Source organism: Microbacterium sp. ZW CA_36 (genome assembly GCF_044987475.1).
Lineage (GTDB): Bacteria > Actinomycetota > Actinomycetes > Actinomycetales > Microbacteriaceae > Microbacterium.
The window spans coordinates 199,706-215,711 of record NZ_JBJDRL010000001.1; the positions used below are offsets into that span (position 1 = coordinate 199,706).

Annotated in this window: 14 protein-coding genes; 9 read left to right on the forward strand and 5 right to left on the reverse strand. The window is 68.2% G+C overall.

Going from position 1 to position 16,006, the window contains the following annotated elements; translation table 11 throughout:
• Nucleotides 1-54: 54 nt before the first annotated feature.
• The gene (gene ppk2 / locus ACI3KX_RS00880; protein ID WP_404907147.1) at nt 55-861 is read left to right on the forward strand and encodes a polyphosphate kinase 2; all 807 of its coding nucleotides are present in this window, start codon (nt 55-57) and stop codon (nt 859-861) included.
• A 51-nt stretch (nt 862-912) separates the two neighbouring features.
• Here ppk2 and ACI3KX_RS00885 read toward each other — a convergent pair whose 3' ends face one another.
• The 3 genes from ACI3KX_RS00885 to ACI3KX_RS00895 form a co-directional block, all read right to left on the reverse strand.
• Complete coding sequence (locus ACI3KX_RS00885; RefSeq protein WP_331910360.1) at nt 913-1,410, reverse strand: HNH endonuclease; 498 nt, start codon at nt 1,408-1,410, stop codon at nt 913-915.
• 359 nt (nt 1,411-1,769) lie between these two features.
• Nucleotides 1,770-2,576 (reverse strand): M23 family metallopeptidase, encoded by an 807-nt coding sequence (locus ACI3KX_RS00890; RefSeq protein WP_363353334.1) that lies wholly within the window; start codon nt 2,574-2,576, stop codon nt 1,770-1,772.
• 453 nt (nt 2,577-3,029) lie between these two features.
• The gene (locus ACI3KX_RS00895; protein WP_308869867.1) at nt 3,030-3,731 is read right to left on the reverse strand and encodes a metal-dependent transcriptional regulator; all 702 of its coding nucleotides are present in this window, start codon (nt 3,729-3,731) and stop codon (nt 3,030-3,032) included.
• Nucleotides 3,732-3,871: 140 nt separating this feature from the next.
• Here ACI3KX_RS00895 and ACI3KX_RS00900 point away from each other — a divergent pair, with 140 nt between their 5' ends.
• Entirely contained in the window at nt 3,872-4,234 is a 363-nt protein-coding gene (locus ACI3KX_RS00900; RefSeq protein WP_363353336.1) for a DUF5655 domain-containing protein, read from the forward strand.
• Between the two features lie 421 nt (nt 4,235-4,655).
• Here ACI3KX_RS00900 and ACI3KX_RS00905 read toward each other — a convergent pair whose 3' ends face one another.
• Nucleotides 4,656-5,489, reverse strand: coding sequence for an endonuclease domain-containing protein (locus ACI3KX_RS00905; protein ID WP_404907149.1), 834 nt, complete (start codon nt 5,487-5,489; stop codon nt 4,656-4,658).
• Nucleotides 5,490-6,175: 686 nt separating this feature from the next.
• Between ACI3KX_RS00905 and serC the strand changes: the two genes are divergently transcribed.
• Nucleotides 6,176-7,291 carry a phosphoserine transaminase gene (serC, locus tag ACI3KX_RS00910; protein WP_404907151.1) on the forward strand — a complete coding sequence of 372 codons (1,116 nt, stop codon included), beginning with the start codon at nt 6,176-6,178 and terminating at the stop codon, nt 7,289-7,291.
• Here serC and ACI3KX_RS00915 read toward each other — a convergent pair.
• A complete protein-coding gene (locus ACI3KX_RS00915; protein ID WP_363353342.1) occupies nt 7,267-7,944 on the reverse strand; it encodes a TetR/AcrR family transcriptional regulator in 678 nt (225 codons plus the stop codon). The two genes, serC and ACI3KX_RS00915, sit on opposite strands and share 25 nt — an antisense overlap.
• Nucleotides 7,945-8,144: 200 nt before the next feature.
• On the opposite strand from ACI3KX_RS00915, the gene ACI3KX_RS00920 reads away from it, so the two are divergent.
• From ACI3KX_RS00920 to ACI3KX_RS00945, 6 genes are all read left to right on the forward strand, one after another.
• Nucleotides 8,145-9,797: an ABC transporter substrate-binding protein gene (locus tag ACI3KX_RS00920; RefSeq protein ID WP_404907153.1), complete on the forward strand. Its 1,653-nt coding sequence runs from the start codon at nt 8,145-8,147 to the stop codon at nt 9,795-9,797.
• A gap of 75 nt (nt 9,798-9,872) precedes the next feature.
• Entirely contained in the window at nt 9,873-10,697 is an 825-nt protein-coding gene (locus ACI3KX_RS00925) for an ABC transporter ATP-binding protein (RefSeq protein ID WP_404907155.1), read from the forward strand.
• Nucleotides 10,694-11,503 carry an ABC transporter ATP-binding protein gene (locus tag ACI3KX_RS00930; RefSeq protein ID WP_404907157.1) on the forward strand — a complete coding sequence of 270 codons (810 nt, stop codon included), beginning with the start codon at nt 10,694-10,696 and terminating at the stop codon, nt 11,501-11,503. The genes ACI3KX_RS00925 and ACI3KX_RS00930 overlap by 4 nt, the downstream gene beginning before the upstream one ends.
• On the forward strand, nt 11,500-12,579 hold the full coding sequence (locus ACI3KX_RS00935; RefSeq protein ID WP_404907158.1) for an ABC transporter permease: 1,080 nt from the start codon (nt 11,500-11,502) through the stop codon (nt 12,577-12,579). The genes ACI3KX_RS00930 and ACI3KX_RS00935 overlap by 4 nt, the downstream gene beginning before the upstream one ends.
• Nucleotides 12,580-12,581: 2 nt before the next feature.
• Nucleotides 12,582-13,634 (forward strand): ABC transporter permease, encoded by a 1,053-nt coding sequence (locus ACI3KX_RS00940; protein WP_404907160.1) that lies wholly within the window; start codon nt 12,582-12,584, stop codon nt 13,632-13,634.
• Nucleotides 13,631-15,973, forward strand: coding sequence for a glycoside hydrolase family 3 N-terminal domain-containing protein (locus ACI3KX_RS00945; protein WP_404907162.1), 2,343 nt, complete (start codon nt 13,631-13,633; stop codon nt 15,971-15,973). Before ACI3KX_RS00940 ends, ACI3KX_RS00945 begins: the two co-directional genes overlap by 4 nt.
• Nucleotides 15,974-16,006: the final 33 nt, after the last annotated feature.

Below are 16,006 nucleotides of genomic sequence, written 5' to 3' on the forward strand. Positions count from 1 at the left end.
ATGTTCGATTCCACCACCCGTTCCACCGCGAATGCAGCGTGTAGCCTCAGGGCCATGAGCGAACCGAGGATCCCACGGAAGGCCTACGAACAAGAGCTCCGTCGCCTGCAGGCTCGACTGGTCGACATGCAGGCATGGGTGCAATCCAGCGGAGCGCGCATCGTGGTGATCTTCGAGGGGCGCGATGCCGCCGGCAAGGGATCCACGATCAAACGCGTATCGGAGTATCTCAACCCGCGCGTCACCCGCATCGTCGCTCTGCCGACGCCGACCGAACGCGAGCGAACCCAGTGGTACTTCCAGCGCTATGTGCCTCACCTGCCGGCCGCTGGCGAGATCGTGCTGATGGATCGCTCCTGGTACAACCGCGCCGGCGTGGAACACGTCATGGGCTACTGCACGAACGCCGAGTACCACCGCTTCCTCCACCAGGCGCCCATCTTCGAGCGCATGCTCGTCGAAGACGGCATCCTTCTCCTCAAGTACTGGTTCAGCGTGTCGGCCGCCGAACAGCTGCGACGGTTCCGCTCTCGCGCCGACGACCCGACACGACGGTGGAAACTCAGCCCCAACGACGTGCTGTCGATCACGAAATGGGAGGACTACTCCCGCGCGAAAGACAGCATGTTCGTGCACACCGACATCCCGGAGGCGCCCTGGCACGAAGTGCCATCGGTGGACAAGCGCCGCAGCCGGATCAACATGATGTCGCATCTGCTCTCGCGCATACCGTACGAGGTCGTCGAGCGCGACGAGGTCATCATCCCGCCGCAGGCCCCCTCGCACGGATACGAACGACCGCCGCGCAATCTCGAGAACTACGTTCCCGACGTCGCGTCCACACTCCTCGACGAGAGTTGACCCGCCGGGGCATCCAGCGGCGCGCTCTTGCCCGCGCGCTCCGCCCTAGGATCACGCCGCCAGTGCGAGATACGGCTCCCACCGCGGATCGGTCCGCTCGGTGCCCCGCACGGTCCACTGCCCTCCACGCGGCGGGCGCGGGAGGAAGCGCAGCTCCCAGTTCATCTCCTGCGGTGTGCGATCGCCCTTGACGTTGTTGCAGCGCAGGCAGCATGCGACGAGGTTCTCCCACGAGTCCGCTCCGCCGCGCGAGCGCGGAAGCACGTGGTCGATCGTCGACGCCGCCTTGCCGCAGTAGCCGCAGCGGTGGTTGTCACGCCGCAGCACGCCGCGCCGCGTCACCGGCACATGGCGACCTCCTGGTACCCGCACATAGCGGGTCAGGATGATCACGGCGGGGCGCTCGTACGAGCGTCTGGTGCCCCACACCGGATCTGTCTCGGTGTGTTCCACGACGGTGGCCTTCTCGTTCATCACGAGCACGAGCGCCCGTTTGAACGACACGACCGCGAGCGGTTCGTAGCCCGCATTCAGCACCAGAGTGCGCATTGATCATCCTCTCGAATGGCCGGGACGGCTTCTCGGTTATTCGACATGCGACGATCAAGGGCGCAGGGGCATGAAAAAAGGCGCTGTCTTATAGACAGCGCCTTGGCGCCACGGCAATGCCGCGGCATCCACTCGTGCAATGCCGAAGGACGAGGCGTCCAAGCGCATCCATGGTTCGGATGCGTGGTGTGCAGCCCATCGGCTCCCTCCGCTCTCTCAGCGTCGGGATTCAGGCTAACGCACCCAGCGGACACCGGGGCGGTGAAGCCGGTGAACGATGGCGGGCGTGTCGAACAACGAATGCCCACTCCCCTGAAGGGCAGTGGGCATTCGCGGTGATGCGACCGCAGGGATCAGCGTCAGCCGGCGTTGGCCTGCAGCCACGCCCAGGGATCGACGACCGAGCCGTTGATGTGGACCTCGAAGTGCAGGTGGTTCGCCGTGGAGCTTCCGGTGCTGCCGACGAGGCCGATCAGCTGGCCCGCTTCGACGGTCTGGCCGACCGAGACCTGACGGCTGCCGTACGTCATGTGCCCGTAGAGGGTGTTCACCTGCTGACCGCCGATGACGTGGTCGATCGAGATTCCGACGCCGTAGCCGCCGTAGCTCTCCTGCGACACCTTGACGACGCCGGCAGCAGCCGCATAGATCGGGGTGCCCTGGGGCGCGAGCAGGTCGACGCCCTGGTGGTAGCCCGAGTCCCAAAGGCCGCGACCCTTGGTGAAGTTGAGGATCGGCCAGCGCACTTCGCCGGTTCCGGGCGAGGTGAGGGCGATGTTGATCGGAACGGACGAGCGCGATGAGGTCGACGCGAGCTTCGCGACCTGGCGGGCGCGTTCGGCCGCAGCCTCTTCGGCCTTCTTCTTGTCGATCTCTTCGGCGGTGGTGGCCGCGTAGCTCTCGCGCGACAGCTCGCTCGCGTTCGCATCGGATGCCGCGACGAACGTCTGCGCGTCATCGACCGCCATCTGCTGAAGGGTGACGGCCTCTTCAGGGCCGGCTCCGGCAGTCGCGGCGAACGCGGGGATGGCCACCGTCGCGACGAGTCCGCCCACCATCGTCAGCACGACAAGGCTGCGCAGCGGCTTGGCCACGCGGCCCTTGGTCGACGGTGCGGACGATGAGGTCGCGCGCGCGGTCGTCGGCTTGGACTTCGCGGGTGGCACGGCTCGGGAGCGTCGCACGGGGGTCTTCCGGTTGCGCTCACGACGGTTGGGGTCCGTCGCCGCATGCTCGGGCACGATCGCGTGCGAATCTATCTCTTCAGCCAAACTTGGTCCTCCGGCGCCTCTGCGCCGAGGCGCCTGGCTCGTCAGCACTCGATGTCGGGGCACGATGTGCGGGCTGCACCGCGTGGACGACGAGCCGGTGAGGCAATCCATGCGGGGTCCGGTCGGCGGGCTTCTCGCCTGGTGGACTTCTTGAGGCTACCCGAAGGTCACGTTTATGTCACGCTCCACGCCTGGCAATCTCCGCACAGTGCGTTTACGGATGCCGCGGGCCAGGAAGCGCCGTCATTCCGCAAGGGGCTCGGCCCGGCATCCGTTTTCCGTCAGCAGGGTGCTCGGTCCGGCATCCGCTTTCCCTCAGCGAGGCGCTCGGCCCGGCATCCGCTTTCCTCAGCGGGTCTCGTCGACGAGGAAGATGTGCGACGCGATCTCGACCGGAAGCTCGAGGCCCTCGTCGTTGCCCTGCATCTGCACGAGCACGTAGCCCTCGTTGTAACGGTAGTCGCCCACGGCGCCCGGCACGACGCCGGCACCCTTGAGCTGCTGCAGCAGCTCGGGGTCGACCTGCGCGGGCTCGGCGAGGCGGCGCACCGTGCCGGTGATCGGCTCGCCGGCGTCATTCAGCCGGCGCACCAGGCCCACAACACCCTGCTCGAAGCCGTTCGTCGGCACATCGCCGAGCTGGTCGAGCCCGGGGATGGGGTTGCCGTACGGCGACTCGGTGGGGTGGCCGAGCAGCTCGACGAGCCGGCGCTCCACCTGCTCGCTCATGACGTGCTCCCAGCGGCAGGCCTCTTCGTGCACGTAGGCCCAGTCCAGCCCGATGACATCGGACAGCAGGCGCTCGGCGAGCCGATGCTTGCGCATGACGTCGACGGCCTTCTGCCGGCCGGCAGCGGTGAGCTCAAGGGAACGGTCCTCAGAGACGACGACGAGCCCGTCGCGCTCCATACGGCCGATGGTCTGCGACACCGTGGGGCCCGAGTGCCCGAGGCGCTCCGAGATTCGTGCCCGCAACGGCACGATGTTCTCCTCTTCGAGCTCGAGGATCGTGCGCAGGTACATCTCAGTGGTGTCGATCAGATCGGTCATCGCGGTGTCCTCAGTGTTGTCAAGGGGCTGAGGACAGCCTATCCTCTGCCCCCGACGCTCAGGCCGGCCCCCGGGGAGTCCTCCGCCGAGCTCGAGCTGCCAGCGCTGGAGAACCGGGACCGTCGGAATAGTGTTGCGCCATGACTCAGCCGATGCCCGGGGAAGAGTTCTTCGCCCCCGACGAGAAGGCGGTCTCGATCTACCGCGCGCTCGCCCGGCCGCTCGTCGGACTCGAAGGCGTCGAGGTCGTGGTGTCGAAGAGTCAGGTGGCATTCCGAGCCCGTCGAGGGTTCGCCTACGCGTGGGCACCCGGACGTTACGTGAAGAGTGACGTGCCAGTAGTCGTGTCCATCGCGCTTGGGGAGGAACTGCGCTCGCCTCGATTCAAGGAGGTCTCTCATCCGTCGTCGACGTGGATGCACCATCTGGAACTGCGCATGGTGAAGGATGTCGATCGCGAGCTGATCACCTGGATCGAGCGCGCCTATGAAGAGGCTCGCTAGCGTTCTTGCGCATCTCCACTGATCGACACCCGCACCGCGGCGGGCCTGTTGGGCGATGCGTGAGCGCGCCGCCGCGGCCGGACGCACTCGTCGCGGCATCCAGTCCCCGTCCGGTCCCCACGCCCTTCCACAGGTCAACCGCCCTTCCACAGGTCAACCGCCCTTCCACAGGTCAACCGCCCTTCCACAGGAGGTTCAGCCGTCCGTTCTCCTGTAGAGGCGCGGTTGACCTGTTGACGGAAGCACGCACACGCCCCCGTTCGCTGCCATCGGGTCAATCCAGACGCGAAGCAGGTGCAGCGTCCCACTTGATCCCGCGAAACAGGTCGATCACGCTTCTACAGGAAACTCGCGCACCCGCCTCGTGTAAAGGCGCGGTTGACCTGCCTGCGGCGGATGACGGAGCTCGGTCGTGCGTGCCTCACACCGCCCGATGAAGCCCCTGCGCGACCGCACGCATGATGAGGTCCTGCACCTCATGCCAGCGTTCGATCACCTGCACGTAGGTCACTCGGATCACGTGATAGCCGAGCAGCATCAGCGCAGCGTCGTGCGCGACATCCTCGGCTCGCTGCAGACCGACGTGGTGCCCGCCGTCGATCTGCACGACGAGACGGTCACCGATCAGGAAGTCGACGTGGTGCCCCTGGATCCAGATCTGGCAGCGAACCGGATGCCGCAGCCATCTGAGACGCACGGCGAAGAGCGTCTCCAGCCCCGAGTCCGAGAACGGGCCCGCCGCATTGAGCACCCGGCGCGCCGCGGGTCGCAGGCTCACGCGCGCGAGTTCGCCCTTCGCCACCAGCCCGTTGTTGAGCGCGGACTCCCACACTGCCAGTGCCCGCTCGAATGGCTGACAGCTCGCCACGATGACGAGCGTGTTCAGGATGCTGTCCTCCAGCGCACCCGGGGCGCGTGGCTCGGCGGGAACCGACCAGTGCACCGTGGCCTTGCCGTCAGGCAGGTTCAGCCGCGACGCGGTGGGAGGAGCACCGACGTGCGCCCCGAGCTCCCCCAGCACCCAGAGACCGAGCCGCTTCGCGCGGGTGACACACGTCAGCACGACACCTGCTCGGGCCGCCGCGAGGAGATACGGGTCGGCATCCCCCACTGCCACCCATCCGCGCCGAGGACTCGTGAGCCGTCCGTCAGCCAGCGCCGCGGCGATCGCGTACCGGCTCGTCCCTGCGTCCACGAGCGCGGTCGTGCGGACGACCCCGCCGAGGTCTTTCACTTCGTCCCGGAGATCTGCCATCCCCGCAGATTCTCGGATCCTCAAAGGCTCGACCGTCGGCCACGGCTGTTCTCGGGACAACTCGGCCCGACAGCATCCTTTCGCCCCTCTGTGGAGGCGGCGGCGAACAGGTCAACCGCGCTTCCACAGGAGGTCTGCGGCGCAGTTCTCCTGTCGCGGGCCGGTTGGCCTGCTGCACGCAGGTGCCGGGCCCTCGGAGGTCGCGCCGCGCCAGATGCCGCCGGTTCACACGTGAGTGGCGACAACGCAACCCCGTTCGACAGGTCAACCGCGCGTCCACAGGACATCTGCGGCCCCGGTTCTCCTGGAGAAGGCCGGTTGACCTGTGGGACGACGGGTGCCGACAACACCCGCGACGACGGATGCCGAAACGCTCGACCACGGATGCCGACACCCGCGACGACGGATGCCGACACGCTCGACGACGGATGCCGACACCCGCGACGAGATGCCGACACCGCTCCGCAACCCGCCCCCTCGCCGCGACTGGCGACACCTCCCGCTCGCCGTTCAACAGGTCAACCGCGCTTCCGCAGGAGATCCGCGCCCCCGGTTCTCCTGTGGAGGGCCGGTTGACCTGTTGAAGACGTGGCGGAGGCCCGGCGGGCGCCGCGCGATCCCGAGCCGCAGCGTCACAGGCTGTCACGGGGGCGGGGCCCCGGCGCGCGGCTCTCTAGAATCGACGCATGGCCCACGTCCTCCTGCCCCGCGAGATCCTTCCCACCGATGGACGCTTCGGGTGCGGCCCGTCGAAGATCGCGCCCGCCCACATCGAGGCGCTCGCAGGACCCGGAGCGGCGCTGCTGGGCACGTCGCACCGTCAGGCGCCCGTCAAGGACCTGGTGGGCCAGGTGCGCGCCGAGCTGAGCCAGCTGTTCCGTCTGCCGCACGGCTACGAGGTCATCCTCGGCAACGGCGGCTCGACCGCATTCTGGGATGCCGCGGCCTTCGGCCTGATCGAAAAGCGCAGCCAGAACCTCGTGTTCGGCGAGTTCGGCGGGAAGTTCGCCGCCGCGGCGAAGACGCCGTGGCTCGATGCTCCCGACGTCCGCAAGGCCGAGCCGGGCACCCGCACCGTCGCTGAGGCGGTCGAGGGCGTCGACGTCTACGCCTGGCCGCACAATGAGACCTCCACCGGCGTCTCGACCCCGGTCACGCGCGTGCACGGCGACGAGGGCGCCCTCACCGTCATCGACGCGACCAGCGCCGCGGGCGGCATCGACTTCTCGGTGCACGAGGCCGACGTGTACTACTTCGCGCCGCAGAAGAACCTCGGCTCCGACGGCGGCCTGTGGTTCGCGCTCGTCTCGCCGGCGGCGATCGAGCGCATCGAGCGCATCGCGGCGTCGGGCCGCTACATCCCCGAGTTCCTGAGCCTCAAGAACGCCCTCGACAACTCGCGCCTCAACCAGACCCTCAACACCCCGGCGCTCGCGACGCTGTTCCTCCTCGACAAGCAGCTCGACTGGATCCTCTCGTCGGGCGGCCTGCAGTGGGCGGACGCCCGCACGCGCGAGTCGTCGCAGGCGCTGTACGACTGGGCCGAGGCATCCGCCTTCGCGACGCCGTTCGTCGCCGATGCGGCCGACCGCTCCCCCGTCGTCGTGACCATCGACTTCGACGAGTCGGTGGATGCCGCGGCCGTGGCCAAGAGCCTCCGAGCGAACGGCATCGTCGACACCGAGCCCTACCGCAAGCTCGGTCGCAACCAGCTGCGCGTCGCGACGTTCGTGTCGATCGAGCCCGACGACGTGCGTCAGCTCATCCGCTGCATCGACTACACGGTCGAGCGACTGGGCTGATCCGCGTCCTCGCCGGCGGCGTCGGCGAGCGGTGACGGTGACGGCGACAGCACCGCGGAGACGATCGCCTCGATGGCGAACTCCGAGGCGTGCGCCAGGTCGACGGCGTCGGGGTCGAGCAGCCACTGCACCTGGAGCCCGTCCATGACGGCGAGGATGCTCGTCGACGCGAAGCCGACGGTGTCGGGCGCTGTGATGCCGCGCTCGGCGCACACGACCGCGAACGCGTGCGCGACCTCGGCCCGCAGCGTCCGGTAGCGCTTCTCGAAGAAGTCGCGACCGGGGTGGTCGTCGGTCACCGACTCGGCCGAGAGCACGACGTAGGCCTGCACGATGCCGGCCCGGTGCGCATTGACGAATGCCGTGCGCACGAGGTGGCGGAAGAGCGCCAGCCCGTCAGGGATGTGCTGTTCATCGAGGTCTGCGACATCGGTCTCGTCCCGGTGCTGCAGCACTTCGAGGAGCAGTTCGTGCTTCGAGCCGAAGTGGTGGAGGATGCCCGCGTGGGTCATGCCGACCTGGTCGGCGATCTCCTGGAGCGTGCCTCCGGTGAAACCCTTGCTGCCGAAGATCTCGACGGCGGCATCGAGGATGTCGCGTCGCTTGGCGAGTGTCTCGGGCCGCGAGCGCGGCTGCCGACGCTGTCCTGCCATCGGTCGGCACCCCCTTCTTCGCCGGTGTCCCGAGTGCGATTTCGCCGGCGCTGTGAGTCTACGCACGGCCTTCCCATGCGCTGCGGACCACCCTAGTTGCAAAAGTTACTTACTTGATTGTAAGTTGATCCGGCAATCACCCTGACGCCGTCGTCACTTGCGGGAGACACGACGTCGTGCTCACACATCAAGGAGAAGCAATGAGGCTCAGAACAACGTTCGCCGCCGTCGGTGTCGCCGCGGCGCTGGTGCTCACCGGCTGCGCCGGTGGGGGTGGCAACGACGCCGACTCCGCCGGAGCGGCGCTCACGATCGCCAAGCCCGACGGCGCGATCACCACCGAGTCGAACAACCCGTACCTGGGCGACTCGTCCGCCTCGAAGTACGCCTACGGCAAGGTCATCTTCGAATCCCTCGCACTCGTCAACCCGACCGGCGACCTCGGCACCACACCGTGGCTGGCCGAGTCCGTGACGTGGAACGACGACTACACCCAGCTCACCGCGGTCGCCCGCAGCGGCGTGACCTGGAGCGACGGCGAGGAGTTCACCGCCGACGACATCGCGTTCTCCTTCAACCAGGTTCTCGACGGCAAGCTCAACGACACCAACGCACTCGACATCAAGAGTGTGAACGTCGACGGCGACACCGTCACCATCGACTTCAACAGCTCGAAGTACACCCAGCAGGCCCGCGTGCTGCACTTCCAGATCGTGCCCGAGCACATCTGGAGCGAGATCGAGGACCCGAACACCGACCCTCTCACCGGCGAGGGCCAGGTCGTGGGCACCGGACCGTACGTGCTCGACTCGTGGACGACCGAGTCGGTCACCCTCACCGCGAACCCCGACTACTGGGGTGGCGAGCCGGCCGTGCCCGAGCTGCACTACGTCTCCTACGGCGACAACGCGGCCCTCACGACCGCGCTCGCCACCGGCGAGGCGGACTGGGCGCAGGCGTTCATCCCGCAGATCGAAGACAGCTACCTGTCGGCCGATCCCGACAACAAGTTCCTCGCGTCGCCCACCGCGGGCGCCGGAACGCTGTTCATGAACCTGCAGACCAAGCCGTTCAACGACCCGGCACTCCGTCAGGCGCTCGCCTGGACGATCGACCGTCAAGCCTACGTCGACATCGCGCGCGAAGGCGCGAGCGAGGTGGTCTGGAGCGTCACCGGTCTCGGCACGCTGCTGGATGACGAGGTCCTTCCCGAGTACGCCGGACAGAACTACTCGGTCGACGTCGACAAGGCCCGCGCGATCCTCACCGACGCCGGCTACACCTGGGACGGCGACGCGCTCATCGACCCGGACGGAGAGCCGGTCTCGTTCTCCATCTCGGTCCCCGCGGGCTGGAGCGACTGGAACACCGAGCAGGCGCTCCTCGCCGAGGAGCTCAACGAAGGCCTCGGCATCGACGTCAAGGTCGACCAGCCCGACTGGGGCGGCTGGGATGCTGCACGCCAGGAGGGCACATTCCAGGCGATCATCCACTGGCTCGAGGACACCGGCAACGCGTACGGCCTGTACACCTCCACGATGGACCCGAAGTGGATCGTCGACGGCAAGGCTGCGTTCAACTTCGGCCGCTTCGACGACCCCGCGGTCACCGACGCGCTGAACACCTACGCGAACGCGTCGTCGGACGCCGATCGTGAAGCCGCTCTCGCGGTGATGCAGACGGCGTTCGTCGAGAACGTGCCGGCGATCCCGCTCGGCGCGCACCCGCTCCTGGGCGAGTTCAACACGCGCAACTACGTCGGATGGCCGTCGGAGGACGACCAGTACGCCTCGGCCGACCCGACGCAGCCCGCGATCGTGCAGATCCTCACGCAGCTGCAGCCCGCCGAATGACACACCGCAGGCGGGGCGGATGCGCAGCATCCGTCCCGCCTGCACGTCAGCCCTCACGAAAGCGAACCAGCACCGATGAGCGAATCGCTGCTCTCCGTCCACGACTTCTCGATCGTCTACGACGTCGATCCCCCGGTACGGGCGGTCAAGAACGTCACCCTCGAACTCCAGCGCGGTGAGATCCTCGGACTCGCCGGCGAGAGCGGATGCGGCAAGACGACCCTCGCCTACGGCGTCCAGCGCCTGCTCAAGCCCCCGGCCGTGATCACGAGCGGCTCCGTCGTCTTCCACGACGCGACCGGCGAGGACGTCGACATCAACAGCCTCGAGGCCGAGGAGATGCGCCGCTTCCGCTGGGACAAGATCTCGATGGTCTTCCAGGGCGCGATGAACTCGCTGAACCCGGTCGCGACCATCGGCTCCCAGCTGGAGGACGTCTTCGAGGTCCACCGCCCCGCTCTCTCCCGCTCGCAGCGGCGCGAGGCCGTCGTCGAACTGCTCGATATCGTCAAGGTCGGCGCGCAGCGCTACCGCTCGTACCCGCACGAGCTGTCCGGCGGCATGCGACAGCGCGTCATGATCGCGATGGCGCTCGCGCTTCGCCCCCAGCTCATGGTCATGGACGAGCCGACCACCGCCCTCGACGTGCTCGTGCAGCGCGAGATCCTGCGTCAGATCTCGCACCTGCGTCACGAGTTCGGATTCTCGGTGATCTTCATCACCCACGACCTGCCGTTGCTGCTCGAGATCAGCGACCGCATCGCGATCATGCGCGACGGCGAGATCGTCGAGCTCGACACCGCGGAGCGGATCTGGACCGACCCCCAGGACGAGTACACCCGTACGTTGCTGGCCTCGTTCCCCAGACTCACCGGAGAGAGAGGGGTGGTCCACCGATGACCGTCCTCGAGTTCGACGGCGTCACGAAGGTGTACTCCGTGCGCGGCGCCGGCCAGATGAAAGCGCTCGACGACGTGAGCTTCACGCTCCGCTCCGGCCAGACGATCGGCCTCGTCGGCCAGTCCGGAAGCGGCAAGTCGACCATCGCGAAGATCCTCACCCAGCTCGAGACGCCTACGAGCGGCGAGGTGCGTCTCGACGGCGAGCCGATCCCCCGTCGGGGCAAGGGCCTGCGCGCGTACCGTCAGCAGCTGCGGATGGTGTTCCAGGACCCCTTCGCGTCGCTGAATCCGTACCACTCGATCCGCTACGCCATCCAGCGGCCCCTCCAGCTCGACGACGTCGTCCCGAAGGGCCAGCTCGACGACGAGGTGCGTCGGCTCCTCAGCCGCGTGCGGCTCGACGCCGACGCAGTGATCGACCGCCGGCCGCACGAGCTCTCGGGGGGTCAGCGCCAGCGCGTCGCGATCGCCCGGGCCCTGGCATCCCGCCCGAAGCTGCTCGTGGCAGACGAGCCCGTCTCCATGCTCGACGTGTCGATCCGCCTCGGGGTGCTCAACCTGCTCGCGGATCTGCAGCGCGAGGAGGGGCTGGGAGTGCTCTACATCACGCACGACCTCGCCACCGCCCGGCACTTCAGCGACGAGATCCTCGTGCTCAACCAGGGGCGGGTCGTCGAACGCGGACCCGCCGACGACGTGATCCTGCGTCCCGACAACCCGTACACCCAAGAGCTGCGCGCCGCATCTCCCGATCCCGACACCTACTTCGCGCACGCAGCCGGCATCCTCGGAGGTGAGAAGTGAGCGCCGTCGCCCCCCAGCTGCCGACTCCGGGCTTCGACGCGATCGAGGAGGGCACGACCGCGACCAGTGCCGTCAAGGGCCGCACCCGCGTCCCCTGGCGCTTCCTCGGCAACCGCGCCCTGTTCTACCTGTTCACGCTCTGGGCTGCCATCACGATCAACTTCTTCCTGCCGCGCCTGATGAAGGGCGACGCGGTGAGCGCGTACCTCGCGCGCAACCGCAACGTCACGCCCGAGGCGGCGGAGGCTCTGCGCGCCCTGCTCGGAATGGATACCGACACCTCGCTCTGGCAGCAGTACGTCGATTACTGGGGCCTCCTTCTCCGCGGCGACCTCGGCATCTCGCTGCTGCACGGCATGCGGCCGGTGACCGAGGTGGTCGGCCAGTCCCTGATCTGGACGGTCGGCCTCGTCGGCTTCGCGACGCTCCTCGCATTCGCGATCGACACCATCGGCGGCGCCATCGTCGGCTGGCGCCGAGGCAGCCGACTCGACGTCCTCATCCCCATCACCACCTTCTTCAGCACCATCCCCTACTTCTGGCTGGGTCTGCTGGCGATCTCGGTCTTCTCGGTCGCGCTCGGGTGGTTCCCGATCGGCAAGGCCTACGGCGTCGGCGTGGCGCCGGAGTGGTCGTGGGAGTTCATCGGCGACGTGCTCCATCACGGCTTCCTCCCCGCGGCGACGATCGTCATCGCCTCGCTCGGCGGCTGGATGCTGGGCATGCGGAACATGATGCTCACGGTGCTCGACGAGGACTACGTCACCGTCGCGCAGGCCAAGGGCATGCCCAACGACCGGGTGCTCTGGCGCTATGCCGCTCGCAACGCCGTGCTCCCTCAGATCCAGAGCTTCGCGCTGGCGCTCGGCTTCATCGTCGGCGGCACGATCGTGATGGAAGTGGTGTTCAGCTATCCCGGCGTCGGCAAGCTCCTGCTGGACGCCACCAACGCGAAGGACTACGCCCTGATGCAGGGGGTGTTCCTCGTGCTCACGATCTCGGTGCTGCTGGCGAACCTCCTCGCCGACGTCGCCTACGCGTTCCTCGACCCGCGCACGCGCCAGACGGAGGCCTGAGCATGAACACGATCGTCAACGACACGACAGCGCAGCGTCCGGCGAACACGCCGGCGACGGCCACCGTCCGCAGCCCCGCCCCGGCCGGCAAGGTGCCGGGCAAGCCGACCTTCTGGTCCAAGCTGGGCGCCGCATTCGCGATGTTCCGCAACAGGAAGTCGATCACGGGCCTGTCGATCCTCGGGTTCTTCGTGCTCGTCGCGATCTTCGCCGATGTGCTGGCCCCGTACTCCCCCACGAAGGTCGACAACACGGCGCGCTTCCAGCCGCCGTCGGCGGAGCACTGGCTGGGCACGACGCACATCGGCGAGGACGTGTTGAGCCAAGTCATCCACGGCACCCGCGGTGTCATCGTGGTGGGCTTCCTGGCAGCGATCATCGCCACGGTCATCGCGATCGTCGTCGGTGTGCTGTCGGGCTACCTGCGCGGGTGGCGCAGCGAGGGCCTGTCAGCTCTCACGAACGTCTTCCTCGTGATCCCCGGCATCCCGTTGATCATCATCGTGGCGTCGATGTTCGAGGATCCGCCCCTCATCCTCGTCGCGGGAGTACTGGGCCTCATCGGCTGGGCCTGGGGCGCGCGCGTGCTGCGCGCCCAGACGATGTCGCTGCGCAGTCGGGACTTCGTGCAGGCCGCCCGGGCCAACGGCGAACCCCTGCGACGGATCATCGCCGTCGAGATGCTCCCGAACCTCATGGCGCTGATCGCCGCGAGCTTCGTGGGCACCGTGACCGCAGCGATCATCGGCCTCACGACCCTGTCGTACATCGGCATCATCCCGGTGACGACCTACAACTGGGGCACGATCCTCAACTGGGCGAGCGCGCAGGGCGCCTTCCGCCAGGGCCAGTGGTGGTGGTTCCTGCCTCCGGGTCTGTGCATCGCCGCCATCGGCGTGGCTCTCTCGCTGATCAACTTCGGCATCGACGAGTACGTCAACCCGCGCCTGCGGTCCGCCGGTGAGCGCGCCCGCGCCATGAAGAAGAAGGGCATGAACGTGAACGACACCGTCACCGTCGTGCGCACCGACATGAAGACGCAGGAGGACGCGTGACCACCGCGACCAGTCCCGCGTACCTCGACGTTTCGCTCCCGGTCGCCGACCGCATCGCCGATCTCCTGGGCCGCATGACGGCAGAGGAGAAGATCGGCCAGATGCTGCAGCTCGACGCGCGCGAAGATCTCGAGGATCAGGTCGTGCGCATGCACGCCGGGTCGATCCTGCACGCCTCGCCCGAGAAGGTGCTGCGCGCCCGCGAGCTCACCCTGCAGACGCGCCTGCGGATCCCGCTCCTCGTCGCCGAGGACTGCATCCACGGCCATTCCTTCTGGGAGGGCGCGACGATCTATCCGACCCAGCTCGGCATGGCGGCGTCGTGGGATGCCGGACTGGCCGAGCGCGTCGCACGCGCGACCGCGGTCGAGGTGTCGGCCACCGGCATCCACTGGACCTTCTCGCCGGTGCTCTGCATCGCGCGGGATCTCCGCTGGGGCCGGGTCGACGAGACATTCGGCGAGGATCCGTTCCTCATCGGCGAGCTCGCATCGGCGATGGTGCGCGGCTATCAGGGCGGTGGCCTCGACGACCCCACCGCGATCCTCGCGACGGCCAAGCACTTCGCCGGCTACTCCGAGACCCAGGGCGGCCGCGATGCGAGCGAGGCCGACATCTCGCAGCGCAAGCTCCGCTCGTGGTTCCTGCCGCCATTCGAGCGGGTGGCGAAAGAGGGATGCCGCACCTTCATGCTCGGATACCAGAGCATCGACGGCGTGCCCATCACGGTCAACGACTGGCTGCTCAACGACGTGCTGCGCGGCGAGTGGGGATACACCGGAACCCTCATCACCGACTGGGACAACGTCGGGCGCATGGTGTGGGAGCAGAAGGTGCAGCCCGATTACGCGCACGCCGCCGCCGCCGCCGTGCTCGCCGGCAACGACATGATCATGACCACGCCCGGCTTCTTCCAGGGCGCACTCGATGCGCTGCGGCACGGCCTCATGACCGAGGAAGCCCTCGACCGCGCGGTGACCCGCATCCTGCTGCTCAAGTTCGAGTTCGGCCTCTTCGAAGACCCGCGTCTGCCCGACCGCGAGCGCATCGCGGCGGCGGTCGGCTCGGCCGAGCACACCGCGCTCAACCTCGAGGCGGCACGTCGATCCCTCGTGCTGCTGCGCAACGACGGCACGCTGCCGCTCGCCGGCGGCGTGACGGCGGACGAATCCGGACGCGTCCGGGTCGCGGCATCCGGCCCCCGCCGCATCGCTGTCGTCGGCTCCCTCGCCGACGATGCGCAGACGCAGCTGGGCGACTGGGCCGGATCATCCGGCCAGGTGGACTGGATCCCCGACGGCCACCCCCGCGGGATGATCACGACGGTGCTCGACGGCCTGCGCGCGCATGCCCCCGCGGACTGGGAGATCCGGCACGCGCGCGGTGCCGACATCCTCACCCTCGAAGAGGACCCCGAGGGCGCGTTCTTCCCCGACGGGCAGCCTCGGCCCCAGGTCATCGTGCCGAGCCCGCCGGACGCGGCGCTCATCGCGGAGGCGGTGGCCGCGGCCGAGGGTGCCGACTACGTCGTCGCCGTGGTCGGGGATCGCATCGAGCTGGTCGGCGAAGGCCGATCGACCGCGACGCTCGAGCTCGTCGGCGGCCAGCTCGCCCTGCTCGAGGCGCTCGCCGCCACCGGCACCCCGCTGGTGGTGGTGCTGCTCGCATCGAAGCCGCACGTCCTGCCGCAGACGGTGATGGATGCCGCAGCCCTGATGTGGGCTGCGAACCCCGGAATGCAGGGCGGTCAGGCTGTGGCGGAGTTGCTGCTGGGGCTCATCGAGCCGACCGGTCGCCTGCCGATCTCGTTCGCCCGCCACGCCGGCCAGTTGCCGATCTACTACAACCGGATCCGCGGCCAGCACGGCGACCGCTACGCCGATCTGACGCAGAGTCCCGCCTTCGCGTTCGGCGAGGGCCTGTCGTACTCGACGGTGGAGTACTCGGGCCTGCGGATGGTGGATCCCGCACCGGACCGCGAGGGCACGGTGCGCGCGCTGGTCGAGCTGCGCAACAGGGGCGAACGCCCCGCGCACGAGATCGTGCAGGTCTACGTGCGCGACAGCGTGGCCTCTGTCAGCTGGGCCGACAAGGAGCTCAAGGCTTATCGCCACGTCGATCTGCAGCCCGGCGAGACCGCCAAGGTCGAGCTGTCGCTGCCGGTGGCCGACTGCACGATCGTGGATGCCGCCGGCAGGCGCCTCGTCGAGGCCGGGGAGTTCGAGCTGCTGGTCGGCCCGTCCTCACGCGACGATGCCCTCCTCAGCGCCCGATTCCAGGTCGCGGACGCCGCGGCACCGTCGACCTCGTCCGACCGACGCGCCGTCGAGCACCGCTGACGCCGACGCGAGAGGGTGGATCACCGCTGCGCT